Source organism: Vibrio sp. 1069, from assembly GCF_033340555.1.
In genome coordinates, this window is sequence record NZ_JAWOWP010000011.1 from 150,311 (window position 1) to 167,608 (window position 17,298).

Annotated in this window: 14 protein-coding genes; 3 read left to right on the forward strand and 11 right to left on the reverse strand. The window is 45.1% G+C overall.

Going from position 1 to position 17,298, the window contains the following annotated elements; translation table 11 throughout:
• Positions 1-97: 97 nt before the first annotated feature.
• From R7040_RS16855 to R7040_RS16865, 3 genes are all read right to left on the reverse strand, one after another.
• Positions 98-1,147 carry an alcohol dehydrogenase family protein gene (locus tag R7040_RS16855; protein ID WP_213885718.1) on the reverse strand — a complete coding sequence of 350 codons (1,050 nt, stop codon included), beginning with the start codon at positions 1,145-1,147 and terminating at the stop codon, positions 98-100.
• On the reverse strand, positions 1,144-1,665 hold the full coding sequence (locus R7040_RS16860; protein WP_053307056.1) for a TetR/AcrR family transcriptional regulator: 522 nt from the start codon (positions 1,663-1,665) through the stop codon (positions 1,144-1,146). The genes R7040_RS16855 and R7040_RS16860 overlap by 4 nt, the downstream gene beginning before the upstream one ends.
• 143 nt (positions 1,666-1,808) lie before the next feature.
• Positions 1,809-2,990, reverse strand: coding sequence for an MFS transporter (locus R7040_RS16865; RefSeq protein ID WP_017635963.1), 1,182 nt, complete (start codon positions 2,988-2,990; stop codon positions 1,809-1,811).
• A 159-nt stretch (positions 2,991-3,149) separates the two neighbouring features.
• Here R7040_RS16865 and R7040_RS16870 point away from each other — a divergent pair, with 159 nt between their 5' ends.
• Complete coding sequence (locus tag R7040_RS16870) at positions 3,150-4,034, forward strand: LysR family transcriptional regulator (RefSeq protein ID WP_053350366.1); 885 nt, start codon at positions 3,150-3,152, stop codon at positions 4,032-4,034.
• Positions 4,035-4,149: 115 nt separating this feature from the next.
• Here the strand turns inward: R7040_RS16870 and R7040_RS16875 are convergent, their stop codons facing one another.
• Both R7040_RS16875 and R7040_RS16880 read right to left on the reverse strand, forming a co-directional pair.
• Entirely contained in the window at positions 4,150-5,055 is a 906-nt protein-coding gene (locus tag R7040_RS16875; protein WP_053350367.1) for a TIGR03571 family LLM class oxidoreductase, read from the reverse strand.
• A 132-nt stretch (positions 5,056-5,187) separates the two neighbouring features.
• Positions 5,188-6,093, reverse strand: a complete 906-nt coding sequence (locus R7040_RS16880; RefSeq protein WP_005377343.1) for a LysR family transcriptional regulator — start codon at positions 6,091-6,093, stop codon at positions 5,188-5,190.
• Between the two features lie 112 nt (positions 6,094-6,205).
• Between R7040_RS16880 and dkgB the strand changes: the two genes are divergently transcribed.
• Positions 6,206-7,006 (forward strand): 2,5-didehydrogluconate reductase DkgB, encoded by an 801-nt coding sequence (dkgB, locus tag R7040_RS16885; protein WP_053350368.1) that lies wholly within the window; start codon positions 6,206-6,208, stop codon positions 7,004-7,006.
• Between the two features lie 198 nt (positions 7,007-7,204).
• Here the strand turns inward: dkgB and R7040_RS16890 are convergent, their stop codons facing one another.
• The 6 genes from R7040_RS16890 to R7040_RS16915 form a co-directional block, all read right to left on the reverse strand.
• Positions 7,205-7,897, reverse strand: a complete 693-nt coding sequence (locus tag R7040_RS16890; RefSeq protein WP_053350369.1) for an SDR family oxidoreductase — start codon at positions 7,895-7,897, stop codon at positions 7,205-7,207.
• A 106-nt stretch (positions 7,898-8,003) separates the two neighbouring features.
• Positions 8,004-8,702 (reverse strand): IclR family transcriptional regulator, encoded by a 699-nt coding sequence (locus R7040_RS16895; RefSeq protein WP_017635969.1) that lies wholly within the window; start codon positions 8,700-8,702, stop codon positions 8,004-8,006.
• Between the two features lie 87 nt (positions 8,703-8,789).
• Entirely contained in the window at positions 8,790-10,760 is a 1,971-nt protein-coding gene (locus R7040_RS16900) for a tetratricopeptide repeat-containing diguanylate cyclase (RefSeq protein ID WP_318096912.1), read from the reverse strand.
• A 187-nt stretch (positions 10,761-10,947) separates the two neighbouring features.
• A complete protein-coding gene (locus R7040_RS16905) occupies positions 10,948-11,301 on the reverse strand; it encodes a DUF2750 domain-containing protein (protein WP_005377352.1) in 354 nt (117 codons plus the stop codon).
• 175 nt (positions 11,302-11,476) lie between these two features.
• Positions 11,477-12,091 carry an OmpA family protein gene (locus R7040_RS16910; RefSeq protein ID WP_171343397.1) on the reverse strand — a complete coding sequence of 205 codons (615 nt, stop codon included), beginning with the start codon at positions 12,089-12,091 and terminating at the stop codon, positions 11,477-11,479.
• 2 nt (positions 12,092-12,093) lie between these two features.
• A complete protein-coding gene (locus tag R7040_RS16915) occupies positions 12,094-13,404 on the reverse strand; it encodes a TolC family outer membrane protein (protein WP_017821962.1) in 1,311 nt (436 codons plus the stop codon).
• 400 nt (positions 13,405-13,804) lie between these two features.
• Here R7040_RS16915 and R7040_RS16920 point away from each other — a divergent pair.
• A partial coding sequence (locus tag R7040_RS16920) for a tandem-95 repeat protein (RefSeq protein WP_318096913.1) occupies positions 13,805-17,298 on the forward strand: 3,494 nt, incomplete at its 3' end.

Genomic DNA, 17,298 nt, shown 5'->3' on the forward strand with positions numbered 1-17,298 from the left:
CAACCGTAGCGTACTCCTAATTACTGAACATTTTGTAGAATGCTTAAAGGGTTCTCAAATTACAATGACTTGTATAGGTCGTTGTTAATCACAAAAGCTATGTGATTTCCAAAACCAGTTTCCCAATATGTTGCTTGCGTGAAAATACTTCTTGCGCTTGACCTATCTGGTTCAAGGGAAATGACTCCGCGACTAAGGGACGAATTGCGTTCTGTTCGATATAGCGAACCAAGTTACCGAATACTTCTGATGCCAAAACGGTACAACCAAATAACGCTAGGTCTTTAAGGTAAAGAGTTCTTACATCCAGCTCGACAATTGGGCCGCCTATGGCGCCGGAAACAGCGTATCTTGATCCTGGCTTTAGTACCTGAAGAAATTGTGGCCACTGCTCTCCTGCGACCAAATCAATCACTACGTCAACGCTGTTTTCTCCGAGAGTCGCTGTTAAATTTGCATCGCGAGGGATAACTTGGTTTGCTCCTAATGCCGTGATCTGTTCTTTCTTTTCTGGGCTGGCGATAGCAATGACGTATGCTCCACGCGCCTTCGCCAGTTGGATTGCGGCAGAGCCAACACCGCCGGATGCCCCTGAAATCAGTACGGTATCGCTCGCTGTGACATTAGAGCGGACAAGCATGTTCTCGGCAGTTGAATAAGAACAAGGGAAGGAGGCCAAATCGATATCCGATAAACTACTATTCACAGCATATGCATGTTTACTGTCAACAACAGTGAACTGAGCAAAGCCACCATCACATTCTGAACCGAAGTACCAAGGCGAGCTAAGTGCTTGACTGTGGAAGCGCGTAATACATGGTTCGATAAGCACACGCTGACCGATTCGTGATGGGCAGATATTCTCACCAACAGCGACGATGGTACCGCATACATCGGCACCTTGGATTCGAGGGAGAGATAGCGCGTCTCCTGACCAACTTGCATCCATGCTATTGGCGTCATTTTTAGAATACCATGCTGTTCGGGTATTGATGTCGGTGTTATTGACTCCGGCAGCGGCAACTTGGATCAATACATCATCAGGCGAGGGGACTGGCACAGGTAGATCATCGCGGTAACGAAGCATATCTGGCCCACCATGACCGATAAGTTGGACGCCTTTCATGACTTTCGGGATTGTGGTCATTGATTGTTCTCCTTCATTAGTTCTAGCAGAGTGCGTTCAGCGGATGCAAAGGCAGCGTGACCGAGAACCGGCCATGCGTTGGATAGACCTTCATGTAACAAGAAGAGTGTGGTTGCGAGGTCTTCTCGCTGACTTAGTTGGCCCATAAGCTGACGGACCGCCAATTTGTGTTGTTTTACTGCTTGATTAATTGATAGATTTTCTGGATAGGCTGCTAATGCATTGATGGACATGCAGCCATTCGGTGCAAACTCCTTCATCCAATCCTCGAGGCGAGTGAATAGGTGTAATACAGCCGGTGTTCCATTGGCAGGGGCGTCTTCGAGCAAAAAACTCAAATACCTTTGATGGCGATGCTCGAGAGCTGCAACAATCATCGCTTCCTTGGAGGGGTAGTATTTGTACAGGGTTCTCAGGCTGACTTCGCAGGCGTTTTTGAGTTGGGGTACGCTAGGCTCGGCGAAGCCATACTGACTGAATGCTTTTTCTAGGCTTGCTGCGATTTTTTCTTTCACTATTTGATACACCAGGTAGAACGTTTGTTTTACCTAAGGGTAGAATAAACTTTCTACCTCAGTCAATGGTGTATTTGAACTCTGTATTGAAAGCCCGACGTAATGCCGGGCTAATTTAATTGATTTTTATCGATTTGGAACGTGAATCAGTGTGCCGTTGCGTGCTGCTCTCCACGCTTGTCTAGCATTCCGCTGAAACGGGTTAGTAGTAGAGCACCTAATACTACGATCGCGCCAATCCAAGGTGTGTGCATCAGCCCAGCATTGGCCACGATAAGGCCACCGCCCCAAGAACCCAGTGCAATACCTACGTTAAATGCAGCAATGTTGAGACCAGAAGCGACGTCGACTGCATCAGGTGAATATTTCTCTGCTAGTTTGACAACATAAACTTGAAGTCCTGGAACGTTACCAAAGGCAAAGGCACCCCAGACAAGAATAGTCACTACTGCAGAAATTGGATTAAATGCTGTGACACTAAACACGAGCAATACCACAATTAGGCCCGAGAAAATCGCTGTCAGAGCTTTGATTGGCCCCATAGAGTCGGCCATCTTTCCGCCCCAGATGTTGCCGAATGCGACTGATACACCATAAACCAACATAATTAGGCTGATAGCGCTAGAGCCAAACCCCGAAACTTCTTCCAAAATAGGAGCCAAGTAAGTGAAGGCTGTGAACGTACCACCGTAACCGAGCGCGGTGATTGCGTACACCAAAAGTAGACGAGGCTGAGTCAAGACTTTTACTTGCGATGACAGCTTGGTTGCTGGTGGTTGTTTCAGATTACTCGGCACTAGTAGAGCGCTTCCTATCAGTGCGATGATTCCAAGGATCGCGACGATTAGGAAGGTTGCCTGCCAACCAAATGTCTGGCCAATCCAGGTTCCAAGTGGCACGCCCGTCACTAGAGCTACGGTCAGACCGGTAAACATAATAGCAATTGCGCTAGCGGCTTTTTCTTTTGACACTAGGCCAGTGGCGATAGTCGAGCCGATCGAAAAGAACACACCGTGTGCAAGCCCGGTCAGTATCCTTGCTGTAACTAGTGTGTTGTATCCAGGTGCTTGCCAGGCTAACAGATTGCCAAGAACAAACAGTGCCATAACAGAAAGCAGAACGTACTTTCTTTTCCAGTTACCAGTCAGCGCTGTTAAAACGGGAGCACCAACCGCAACACCAAGTGCGTACAGGCTAACTAAAAGACCCGCTGAAGGTAATGATACGTTGAGGTCGGAGGCCATAGTCGGTATCAGACCGACAATTACAAACTCCGTGGTTCCAATAGCAAAGGCGCTCAGCGTCAATGCAAGTAAAGCTAAAGGCATAACAACTCTCTCTTATAATCATTGAATATGAATGGATAAACGAATAGCCCGTTTCCATGTCGTGTATTATTAAAGAGTTATTCGTTGCGAAAAATGGTATTTATTACAAAATACTTTTGCTATAAATGATGAAAATGCGCAGTTAAGAAAGGGGATGAAATGTTAACCCGATCAGATGAATTAGAGATTCTTATGGCAGTTGTGGATAGTGGTGGATTTTCTTCCGCTGCTGATGCACTAGGTATCCAAGTCGCTAGGGTATCTCGTGCGGTTAGTAAAGTTGAATCACAGTTGGGGGTAACCTTGCTGAATCGCACGACGCGCAGAGTGGAAGTTACTGAGGAAGGGCATCAGTTTGTTGAAGCGGTTCGCTTAGGTTTACTACAAATACAGCAAGCTGAAGAAGAGATCATCACACGAGGTGAATTACCCAAGGGGCGCTTAAGAGTTGATGCCGCTAGCCCATTTGTTTTACATCAACTCGTGCCGTTAATTCAGCCATTTAAAGAGGCTTATCCTGATATTCAACTCGATCTTACCTCTAATGAGGGTTTTGTGGATCTATTGGAAAAAAGAACCGATGTGGCAATACGTATTGGACGATTATCGGATTCAACACTGCATGCTAAACCTTTAGGAACAAGCCCACTATTTATCGTTGCCACGCCTGGTTATTTATCTAAACGAGGTTTCCCTGAAGCGGTGAGCGATTTGCGCAGTCATAACTTGATCGGTTTTTCTGGCGCTAAAGTGTTAAACCAGTGGCCATTACGAGGGTTTGAGATGATAGAGCCTGATATCCTATCCAGCAGTGGTGAAACGGTTAGACAGTTAGTGCTGGCAGGGAACGGCATTGCATGTTTATCTGGCTTTATGGTGAAAGATGATCTTGATTCTGGACGGTTAGTGGCATTGTTTGAATCGGAAAAAATCACAAATACTGGACGAGAACAGGTCAATGCTGTGTTCTACAAATCTTCTTCAGTCTCTAGGCGTATTTCCGCGTTCATCGACTTTATTCAACCAAGACTTACTTTAAAATAACACTATTATTGTTGTTTTAACAAAAGAGTTTTGTCGTTATTGCAGCCTTTGTTTTTCCAACTGCCAAGCCTAGCGTGCCACCCCTTAGTAAGGTGGCACATATTTTTATTTGATCTTAGTTAAAGCGTGGCAACACGTACTGAGCGATCCGTTCCATTGATTTCTCAATTGGTTGGCTATTACGACGGAAATGCAACCCGATGTGATTGACTCCTGCTTCTTGCATTTTTTCTAGCTCATCGATCAAGCCATTGACTCCGGCCCGGATACCAAAATGATGCCGAACGACTGGTGCATTTGGGTTATCGACTAAATCAAGATGAATAAAGCTGACGTAGGGTTTGTTTCCCGCTACGGAGCGCCAAAGTGCAACGCGGTGTTCATGATCATCAGGTGTGCCTGGGTAGGCGAGCCAGCCGTCTAGGTTTTCTCCTATCCATTGTGGACTTTGCTGCGCTAACCCTGCGACATAGATAGGAATATCAGCAAACTCGGGTAATAACTGTAGATCGTTACCCAGCTTATCATTTTGCGTATCTTTCAAAATCTCTACACTTTCTCGAAAAGCTGAGCCACGGCTGTCAAAGTTGGCATTAAAAACGGGATATTCACTAGGGCGGTCTCCACTAGCCACACCGAGTATCAGGCGGTCACCACTTAACTCGTTGATGGTCGCAGCGGCTTTTTTCACTAGCCAAGGTTGTCTTAACGGTAATACTATCGCTGCTGTCCCTAGTAGAATGTTGTCGGTGCACGCAGAGAGATAGCCAAGATAACTGAACGGTTCATAAATTTGTGCCGCGTCTCCAAAGTTAGGGTCGTACAACGGGACATCTCTCACCCACGCTACGTTAAAGCCTAACTTATCGGCTAACATAATACGCTGTTTATGTGCACTCATGTCTGGTACGCCGAACGGTTTTCGTTGGAGCAGGCGTTTTTTCTGGCCTTCTTGGGTCCAGTCATTATCTAGGGGGAGCTCAACCCCGATGGTGAATCTGTTACTTAAATCTTTATGCATTATGAAGCCTGACTATTACTTTGAGTACTAGGAGGCAAGGTGCCTCCCTGATATTCAGGACACTATGAGATTTTTGTTGTGAGAAAAAGCGGCAAAAAGACAAAAGTGTTTTGCCACAAACAGCGGTGGTCTTTAAAGGAACTGGTGGTTCTCTACCTTGATTTCTTGCTTGATGAAGTCAATAAAAGAGCTGATCCGGCGTGAGGTACTGGCATTTTTGTAATACACCGCATGAACTGGCTGTTCGACATTATGCGTGTGTTCACTAAGCACGCCCACTAAGCGACCAGCTTGTCGGTCAGAGTAGGTCATAAAGTCAGACAGGCAAGCTATCCCCGCACCATGTAAGGCTAAACATCTTAGCGTCTCGCCATTATCAGATCTTAGGCTACTCATAATACGCAGAAGTTTGTTCTTATCATCCATGATCGGCCATTCCTTAAGATACTCCGGCTTGTTGAATCCAAGTAGCTTGTGATTGAGTAACTGATCTATTGAGGTTGGAGTACCATGTTGTCTTAAATACTCTGGACTCGCGACGATTCGAATCCGACTTTTACCAAGAAATATCGCGCGCATGGTTGAGTTTTGTAGCTCACCGATACGAAAAGCAATATCGGTTTTTGTTCCCAAAAGGCTAATATTTTCCTCATTGGAATTGAGATCGATTTCGACTTCTGGATACAAGCTCTGATATTTAGCAATGTGCGGCGTTAGTACGTGCAGTAAGAAGGGGGTAGCTGCGTTTATTCGTAGGAGGCCAGAGGGCTTATATTTCTGGCTTTTCAGTTGTGCTTCGGCATTCTCTACTGCTTCTACAATATGTCTGACTTTATCGAGGTATATCGTTCCTTCATTAGTAACATCTAACTTACGGGTTGTGCGATTTAACAAAGTCGTTTCGAGTTTGGCTTCTAGCCGAGATACCGATCGACTCACCGCCGAGACGGTCATCGATAACAGTTCAGCCGCAGAGCTGATTGAACCCGTATCGACCACGGCCATAAAGGTGCGCATTTCATCTAGAGTAGCTTTCATTGTTGAATATATTTCAAATTAGATTTGAGTATTGTTAACTTTACGGAAAGTTTCTTGCGGCGTAAAGTTTTGCTTCGAATCAACTATAAAATCGATAATTCAGGAGATTTAGATGAAAGTACCATCATTTGGCGTCGGCACGTTTCGTTTAGAGGGTGAAGTAGTTAAGGATTCAGTCCGTAATGCGTTAGAAGTGGGTTACCGCGTAATTGATACTGCACAGATTTACGGTAATGAGGCAGAAATCGGTGAAGTATTGACACAGTCCGGTATTGCACGTGATGAGCTATTCATTACGACCAAGGTCTGGGTTGATAACATGAACACGGAACAACTCATTCCAAGTCTAAAAGAGAGCTTAGAAAAGCTAAATACAGATTATGTGGATTTGACCTTGATCCACTGGCCTGGCAATAACAATAACTTGAGCGAATACATGGCTTCATTACTTGAAGCTAAATCGCAAGGGTTAACCCGTAATATTGGCGTCTCCAACTTTAATATTGACTTGTTGCAACAAGCGATAGAAGTGGTCGGTAAAGAGAATATTGTTACCAACCAAATCGAGCTTAGCCCTTATTTGCAAAATCGTAAGTTGGTCAGCTTCATGCAGGAAAACGATATTCAGGTAACGTCTTACATGACCTTGGCATATGGGAAAGTACTTGGGGACCCAACTATTGCAGGTATTGCTGAGGACTATCAGGCCACGCCAGCTCAAGTCGCGCTTGCTTGGGCTTTGTCAAAAGGTTACGCGGTGATCCCGTCTTCAACTAAACGAGAGAATTTAGCAAGTAACCTGAAAGCACTTGAACTTAATCTGAGTGAAGAGGCGATTGCAAAGATAGATGCGTTGGAAAGAAATGGCCGCGAAGTAAACCCTGAAGGGCTAGCGCCTGAGTGGGATGATTGAGTGAGTTTCACGGGAAATCATTGCCTAAATGACACCTCTGCAATCGCTGACTTCCTCAGCGTTTGACGGTAGTACAACACCATAGACGATAACGGCTCGCTTGTCTGACGATAGTGCGAGCTTTTATCTTTTTGGCCTATTAGTTTACTGTATTCTCCCGGCCTTCAATTTGGCCGGGAGACGTCATTTAGAGAACAGTTACCATTCGATTGTAGAGCCATCAAATACGCGGAAGCTTCCGGATTGCTCAAGTGTTAGCTGTTCTGCGACCGAAACAATGCCTGCAACACTTTCCTCGGCAGAAAAGGTTGCGTTCTCACCGCCCATATCGGTTTTTACCCAGCCGGGATGAACTGCGACAGTTTTTACTCCTTGCGATTCGAGATTGCGTGCTGCTGATACTAGAACCTGATTAAGCGCTGCTTTAGATGCTCGATAACTGTACATGTTACCTGAACTGTTATCGCTTAAACTCGCAACGCGGGTTGAGATTCCCACGATGGTTTTGTGCTGACTTTTCGCAACGTTGTCTTGTAGGGCTTGAATTAGCAGGGCAGGTGCGACGGTATTTATGTTTAGTACTTCTAGCCATTTTTTCTGGGTCATTTCGCCAAGAGTTGCACACTCTTCGCCTAATACACCTGCATTCAGAATTAAATGATCGAGCGGACGCTCCGCTAATTGAGTGGCTAACTGATCGATATCTTGTTGGTTAGTGACGTCTAGAGCCATCAGTTGAAGTTGATTAGATTGGGTTACTAGTTCATTGAGCTGCTTAGCATTTTCTGGTGAACGACAAGTCGCGATAACTTGCCAACCTTTTCCAAGGTAGTGGCGGACAAATTGCAAGCCTAAGCCACGGTTAGCGCCAGTGATTAATACAGTAGACATCGCTTCTCCTACGTTGTTGAGTTGAACAACGACCATATTAGAGGCGACGTATAAGCATGTAATCAAAACAGTATAAAAATGGCCTAGGATTCGACACTGTCAAATCTTAAAGTTTGAGAAAGATGCTGGCAAAGTGTTTTAGCCTAGTGACCGTCAGTTCGGAGGCAGCACCGCTGACACCTGCAACAGCAACGACCTTACCATCCAAGTAAAGGGGGATCGCTAAGCAATTGAGGTTTGGCTCTGCCTCTTCTAAATCGAGTGCGTAACCTGATAATACAACCTGATTAAGTTCAGTTTCTAACGTGGGGGATATTTGGCTTTCAAGGCGCAATGTTCGGCGAAGCTCATCATCAAAACTAAGAAAAACCTTGCCGATCGCAGATGTTGTGAGTCCTTCTCGTTTCCCTCTCGGGCTACGGATAGTAAGAGGGTTATCCTGCTCTATAGCATCGATATACAAGTACTCTTTAGCGCCACTTTGTACAGCGAGGTAAGCAGTGTTGTTAGTCATTTGGGCCATTTTTTTCAGCAATGGAACAAAATGTTGTCGGATAGCTTCGTTTTTTTGTTCAATCGGCTTAGACAGTTCATAGCATCTAAACCCTAGGCTGTAGCTATGGTTGTGTTTGGATACATATCCAAGAGAGTGTAGAGTCGCAAGTAACCCGTGAACAGTCGTCTTATTTAACTGGATCGCATTACTGATCGTCTGTAATGATAGGGGAGACTCACTCATCGAGAGCAACTCGAGGATTAGAAAACCTCGCTCTAGAGACTGAATGTTTTTTCTTGCCTTGGGCACAAAGACTCCTTGATGATGGTGTTGCATCTGAATGGCTTACTGATGCTTCCACCTATAACAAACCACTACGCTGGTGGTTTGGCTTTATTAGAGAATATACTCAGCACTTAAACTGATCGGCTCGTTGTATGCGTCCACAAGGGAGTTTTTTCCTTGCTTCTTAGCATTGTATAACGCTTGGTCTAATATCGAATAGAGCTCATCAAAGTTGGTGAGTGGCATTGAGGTTGATAGATAGGCCAGACTCGCAGATATATTCAATTGATGGTTATTAAGCGAATGTACACTCTTTTCTGAAATTGTTTTATGCAGACTTTGTATTCTAAAGGGAACGTCAATCTCATCGACGTTTTTCAATAGCAAGATAAACTCTTCTCCACCTAAACGACCCAAGTACTCTCCCTTATTAAGTTTAGCTTTAAGCGCTTTGCACACCTGTTGTAGTACTAAGTCGCCAGTCGGATGACCATACTGATCATTAATCGCCTTAAAGTCATCTAGATCGATTAATGCTAGAACGTAGCGGAAGTCTCCTTCAGCTTTGGAGGTTTGGCTTTTAATCGTCTCTATAATTGCCGCTCTGTTTAATGCACACGTTAAGCTGTCTATTTTGGCTTTTAAGCGTGTTTGTCGCTGAACCATCAATGCCAGAGCGAGGAGAACCAATAAACAGAAAACAACAAAATTATAAGTGCGTTGTTGATCTGTGAGTTTTTCAAACTGGTACTGACTTAGAAGAGTTTCGTTGTTCAACTGCGCGACTTGTAGATCATATTCATACTCTTTTTTAGTGAGATCTAGTGCCTCTAACGCCTTAATATTACTCGCGTCTCGGTTCGTTAGTTCAATCTTCGAGTAGGCCTTGTGATGCTCCAGCGCCTTTTTGTAATCATTTTGAGCTTGGTATGCTTTTGAGAGGAGTAATTGGGCTTGCGCTTGCAATAAGGGCCTAGCGTTTTTTACCGCTAATCTTAACGCTATTGTAGTGTGTTCAATCGATTTTTCGGGTGTATGGTTCTTTAAATATGCCAATCCAGCAGCCAAATGACCCTCTGTTTCAAGGTGCGTATTCTCATAAGTTTGGGCAATGTTTAATGCTCTTCCAATGTAATCTACCGCGGTATCTAATTGCCCAGAATCGGCCAAAGCAGCAGATAACCCTAAATAGGTCAACCCTTGCCCGTATGGGTAATGAAGTTGTTCGAGAATCGTCAATGCATTTTTGTAGTGGCTGATGGACTTATCGAGTTCTTTGGATTTTCTGTACATCGCTCCTAGACTATGTTCGACTTGTGCAACTTCAAGAGGTGTCCCTTCATCTTGGCGAACCAGTAGGGCTTGAATGAGATATTGCTCTGATTGTTCAAATTGCCCCAGCTCTGCAAGTAAATTGCCGACGTCATTGTAAATCCCTGAAGGATCGCTTTGCGTCGACATGTTGGCCATCAACTGTCGATACAAACTTAAGGCTTTTTCATAGTCACCGCGGTAATTGTAGTTATTTGCTATTACGCGCAAAGCAAGATCAACAGGGAAGTTTTCTTGATGCTTATGATTTAAGTGGCTCTCTAAGGATGAGCAATAAAAGTTTGCTTTGTGATAACGACCTTGTTGATTCAGCGTATAACAAAGTTGATAGTTCATCAGAGCCTTGCCTTCGGAATAGGATATTTTCTTCATTGTCTGTCGCAAAGAAGAAAAGCTATCTACTGAGGCCTCGTAACTACCATGCTTACGTTCCTTTAAGGCAAGAATATATTCTGATTCTAATTGAGAAAAACGGTTGTCTAAGACTTGACTGCTGCCGTAGTAAGGCTGATTTATGTTTGACATATATTCATAAATCAATCCACTTACGTAGAGCTTTTCGCTGTCCGATTTCGCTGTATGGTAGCGATCTTGAAGCATGCTCAATGCCGACTCAGGGTTGCTTCGTAGTGTGGTTTGGTAGACAGAGTGCCACTGTGTGATATTTTGGTTTGGTTCAATATCTTGAGTGTCGCTTGCATATACTGGAGTGAGCAAAAGTGACGCAAGCAAGGGATAGAGCACGCGCATGTTTAAACGAGCCTTTAATTTAAGGTGCCTTTAAAGTTGAGTTATCATAGCGCTTTTAACGCATCAGCGTTGTGATTAAGTTGGGTGTACTAAGAAAAAGAGTAGTAAAACTATGCACTTGGTCGAGATATTGAAAGAAGAGGCATAAAAAAGAAAGACCTCAACATAAAGTTGAGGTCAGAAATCTTTAATCAATGTAAAGCTTTGCTAGATCTTGAGGTTCCATTTCTTTGCCTTCTAACTGATCGTTCCAGTTAGTTCCAACAAGAACACCATCTTCAGCAAGAGTCAAAAGCCAATCTTCAACAAAGATATCTAATGGGATTTCTAGTACAGTAAAATCTGCCCATTCTTCAACATTATGTGCTTCTGCATCTTCTTTAGAAGACCAGAAAGGCATGACTTCGCTGTTTTCGAATTCAGTTGAATCGCAAGATAGCCAACCTTCTTCATTGCGTAAACCCCAAACCAATTGGTTTTCTTTCGTTTCTGCAACAAAAAGGTCAAGGTTCGCTTGGATATCTGATGTAAGTTTGCTCATTTCAAAACTCTCGTTGTTATGACGTGGCTAGAGTAACACTAAAGTGCCGATTCCTAAAGCATAATACGGTTGTCGAAATGAGTAAAAATAAAGGAGCCGAAGCTCCTTTTCTGAGGTTAAGTATTCACTCGTTTTTGTTTGCTTTGTGCTTGCAGAGCAAACAAAAACAGGTACTTTACCTTTCTGGAAGAGTTGTGAATATTGTCCACTCTCTTTTTATCTCGCCTTTGTAACCAACGACTGATGCGGTGACTCGACGATTTAAAGCATGGCTGACTTCATCGCTCCCTTGCTGTGCTAAGTGAGTGTCACCAAAACCAACAATGCGGACTCTACTCGGTTCGATGTCGTAGCTTAGTAGGGCTTCACGGACATTGCGTGCTCGTCTTTCAGAAAGATCTTGGTTATGCTTCGAACCACCAACTTTACTAGCATAGCCGTGCAGCTCTATCGAAGTAGTAGGGTACTCTTTTAAAAAGTCGGAAAGCTCTCGAACTTGTCTTCTGAAGACTGGATTGATCTCATCAGAGTCGTTAGCAAAAAGTATCCGCACTTGCATGTTATCTGATGCTTTAATGTATTCTCCACAACCGTCGTTGTCGACCTCTGAGCCTTCAGGTGTACCTGGGCACATATCTCGAGCATTGATGACACCATCGTTATCGTCATCTTGCAAATCTGCTATTTGTTCTGCATTTGGTACAGGACGATACTCATATTCGTCTTCAGCAACAACGTGTTGAGTGATGGCGAGCATACCCAATGCAAATAGAATCTTCACTGGTTTCATGATCAGTACTCCACCTTTTCATTCCATTCTGTAGGTACATCGACACGCAAGGCATTTAACAATTGGCCAGTCGCGTTCATAACGCGGTACTTGGCGTACTGCTCTGAGTATCGAGCATCCAAGTAGTTCTTTCTCGCTTCGAAAAGTTCGTTTTCAGTATTTAACAAGTCCAGCAGAGTGCGTTTTCCAATGCGATACTGCTTTTCGTAGGCGATGACAGTTTCAGAGGCCGAATCTACGTGATCCGCTAGGAACTCTTTTTGTTGAAGTGTTAAATCTAACGCACTCCAAGATAGACGAAGGCCTTCTTCTACTTGGCGGTATGCACGTTCTCTTAGGTCTTTTGCTTTGTTTAGTTGGTAGGCAAAACTTTCAGCGTTGGCTACGTCACTACCACCGTTAAAGAGGTTGTAACGCATGCGCAACATCGCTGTTGTCTCTTCGCTGCTTCCTTCAATACCGCTTGCATCATCACGCCATGTTTGAGCCGCTTCTACCGATATCGTTGGGTAGTAAGCTCCCTTAGATTGCTTGTATTGGAACTTTGCAGAGTCCACATCAGCTACCGAGATTTTGATTACTGGGTGTGACTCGAATGCCAAGTCAATCGCTTCATCGATGGTGTAGGGAATAAAGTTTTGGTCCGCTCTTGGGAAAATCAATCCTTGTGGTGACTGCCCGACAAGGCGTGTAAAGGTGGTGTGGCTGTCATATAAGTTGTTCTGAGCTGCCACCAAGTTACCGTGAGCCTTTGCTAAACGAGCCTCTACCTGGGTTAGGTCTGCTGTAGAACCGATACCTGAGTTAACTCGCTTTTTAATGTCTTCATAGATCTTCTTATGCACTTTCAAGTTATTCTCGGAAAGTGTAAGAATTTCATAAGCTTTTACTGAGTCTAAATAAACTTTCGCGACCTCTAGAGCGGTGTCTTGGGCATCAGCTAGAAGTTGATAACGGACCGATTCAGCATCAGCTGCTGTTCGATCCATATCATTAAGTGTCGCTGAGCCATCCCATATTAGCTGGGTTAGTGTCACGGTGGCTTCTTTTCTTGTCAGATCGGTTGAATCTCGCCCTGACTCTGCGGGTTTGATTCCTTCGTAACCGATACCGGCATCTAAGTCTACGGATGGGAGGTAAGCACCACCAGATGCTTCATTCACATACTGCTTGCTAACGAATTCATTGAACGCACTTTTGATGTCAGGATTGGTTTTTAATGTGTTTTCAACCGCTTGCTCTAGCGTTTGCCCAAAAGCATGACTAGCGGTGAACATACCAATACAAAAGGCGTTGGCACGAGTCCACTTCACTGTGATTCTCCTAGATAATGGTAAAAATTCTCGAGGTGATAGGGCTTATAAGTGGAATACTTATAAGGGCGTCAATAATTTAGCGCACAATAACATTAATATGCGATGAAGTAACCTGTTGATTCGCTGTTCATTTGTTTCAATTTTGATAAATCAACCTACTAAATCTGCCTGAAACTTGAATTAAGATCTCAAATTAAAGATGAAGGTAATGGCTAGAAACGAGTGTCCAGATTTTAATAAAATAAAACACTTATGCATCTGGATTCTTATTGATGTATGACACATAATTACTTTATTGAGCATCAAATTGCTGTTATTGCACTATATATTCGGGCAATATATAGCAAATTAGTATTGTTAGTCAAAAACTTGACAGTTATTTAGGGTTAAGGTTTATATGGATCGTACAGCATTAGTGCCACTCGGTAATCAAGTCGTCGTAATAGGTTTGGATGGGCAGCTGAGAGTCCTTGCAGAAGGACAGCAGCCTCTACCAGGTGAAGTGATAGTGGCAATGACAGATGCTGCGCCTCAAGACCTGAAAATTCAGCTTGCTCAAGAGCAAGGTTTAAAAGATATTTCAGACGATGTAGCACAGATTATTAGTGCTATTGAGCAAGGTCAAGACCCTTCTGCTACTGATGAAGAACTCGCACCTGCAGCGGGTGAAAATAGTGGCTCCAGTTTGCAAAATAGTGCCACGATTGTACGAGATGGTACTGAAGTGCTAGCCTCAACAAACTTTGAAACTATTGGCTTAGAATCCCTCGGCTTATCTGAAACTCAAGCGTTGACCTTAAATGATTTCTTCACAACAGGTATCGAGACAAGTGGGGATGGCTCAAGTAAGCCACTTACTAATTCTCCAGTGACATTAAGCGCTGTTGAGGAAGATAGCGATCCAATCACGATAACTACTGAAGAATTACTATCGAACGTCAATATTGATGATGCCGATACTCTTGTCATTACAAACGTCACTATTGAGAGTGGGAATGGCACCTTAATTGATAACAGCGATGGATCTTGGACTTACATTCCAGAGGCTGACGATGACACTGAAGTGTCATTCTCCTATGACATTATTGATAACGATGGCGGTGTTATTAATGGCACTGCTAACTTAGATATTACGCCTGTTAATGACGCGCCAATAGCAACTAATGATGCGATTCAAACTGACGAGGATTCCCAGGTTGTAATTGATGTGCTCGCTAACGACAGTGATATTGAAGGTGATGATTTAATCATTACCTCTGCTTCTGTACCAGAAGAGCAAGGTATCGTTGAGATTATCAATGGTAAGCTTGTTTTCACTCCGGCTGAAAATTTCAACGGTAATGCAACGATTAGCTACACCATCTCAGATGGTGAGTTAGAGGATGAAGCTCAAGTTTCGGTAACAGTAAACTCAGTTAACGATGCGCCTATTGCCTCTAATGATACAACAATTACAGAGGAAGATAGCTCAGTAACGATTGATGTCCTGCCAAACGACACCGACATCGATGGCGATACGCTGTCTATCCAATCAGCCTCTGTGCCGAGTGAGCAAGGGACAGTTGAGATTGTTGATGGTAAATTGGTCTTCACGCCAGCTGAGAACTTCAATGGCGACGCTGAAATCACTTACACCGTGACCGATGGTGCACTGACCGACCAAGCGACGGTCAACGTCACCGTGAATGCGGTGAACGACACGCCTGTGGTTGAGAGCAACATTGCAGACCAAGCCTTGGCAGAAGACTTTACGCCATACAGCATCGATCTAAATACCGCTTTCAGCGATGTGGATAACGTGGATGGCGATCTGAGCTTCAGCGTTGCTGGCAACAGCAACATTCAAGTGGCGATCGTCAATGGGATTGCTACGTTCACTCCAACCGCAGACTGGAACGGCTCAGAAGCGTTGACCTTTACGGCTACCGACCCAAGCGGCGAAAGCGTTAGCCAAACGGTGAACTTCACAGTTGCGCCTGTGGCAGATATTGAATCTGACCGCGCGACGGTTGTGGAAGACACACCAACCATCATTAAGGTTTTAGGTAACGACACGTTCGAAGGCGACGACAAAGCGGTGTCGCTGGATACCAATCACGGTCCAGCCAACGGCACGGTCTCGGTCAACCCGGATGGCAGCGTAACCTACACGCCAAACGACAACTACCACGGGACAGACAGCTTCACGTACATCGTCACGTCGGGTGGGGTCAGTGAGTCCACCACGGTGAACGTCGATGTCACACCAGTGAATGATGCGCCAGTGGCGACCAATGACACGGCGATTACTGACGAAGACACGCCAGTGACGATTGATGTCTTGCCAAACGACACCGATATTGATGGCGATACGCTGTCTATCCAATCGGCGTCTGTGCCGAGTGAGCAAGGGACAGTCGAGATTGTTGATGGAAAACTGGTCTTCACACCGGCCGAGAACTTCCATGGCGATGCTGAAATCACTTACACCATTACCGATGGTTCGCTGACTGACCAAGCGACGGTTAACGTCACCGTGAATGCGGTGAACGACACACCTGTGGTTGAAAGCAGCATTGCAGACCAAACCTTGGCGGAGGACTTTACGCCATACAGCATCGATCTAAATACGGCTTTCAGTGATGTAGATAACGTGGATGGCGATCTGACCTTCAGCGTCTCTGGCAACAGCAACATTCAAGTGGCAATCGTCAATGGGATTGCTACGTTCACTCCAATCGCAGACTGGAACGGCTCAGAAGCGTTAACCTTTACGGCGACCGATCCAAGCGGTGAAAGCGTTAGCCAAACGGTGAACTTCACAGTAGCGCCTGTGGCAGACATCGTGGCAGATAAAGCGACGGTTGTGGAAGACACGCCAACCATCATCAAGGTCTTAGATAACGACACGTTCGAAGGCGACGACAAAGTGGTGTCGCTGGATACCAATAACGGTCCAGCCAACGGCACGGTCTCTGTCAACCCGGACGGCAGCGTGACCTACACGCCGAACGACAACTACCACGGTACAGACAGCTTCATCTACATCGTTACGTCGGGTGGGGTATCGGAGTCCACCACGGTGAACGTCGATGTGACGCCAGTCAATGATGCGCCCGTGGCAAACGATGACACGGCAACAACACAAGAAGATACCGCTGTCACGATTGATGTCCTACCAAACGATACTGACATCGATGGCGATAAGCTGTCGATTGAATCAGCGTCTGTACCTGAAGCGCAAGGCACAGTCGAGATTGTTGACGGCAAATTGGTCTTCACACCGGCTGAGAACTTCAATGGTGACGCTGAAATCACTTACACCATCACCGATGGTTCGCTGACTGATCAAGCGACGGTCAACGTCACCGTGAATGCGGTAAACGACACGCCTGTGGTTGAAAGCGGCATTGCAGACCAAACCTTGGGAGAAGACTTCACCCCATACAGCATCAATCTAAATACCGCTTTCAGCGATGTAGATAACGTGGATGGCGAGCTGAGCTTCAGCGTTTCTGGCAACAGCAACATTCAAGTGGCGATCGTCAATGGCATTGCTACGTTCACTCCAACTGCGGACTGGAATGGCTCTGAAGCGTTGACCTTTACTGCGACCGATCCAAGCGGTGAAAGCGTTAGCCAAACGGTGAACTTCACGGTAGCCCCTGTGGCGGACATCGTGGCAGATAAAGCAACGGTTGTGGAAGACACGCCGACCATCATCAAGGTCTTAGGTAACGACACGTTCGAAGGCGACGACAAAGCGGTGTCGCTGGATAGCAATAACGGTCCAGCCAACGGCACAGTCTCGGTCAACCCGGATGGTAGCGTAACCTACACGCCAAACGACAACTACCACGGTGCAGACAGCTTTACCTACATCGTTACCTCCGGTGGGGTATCGGAGTCCAC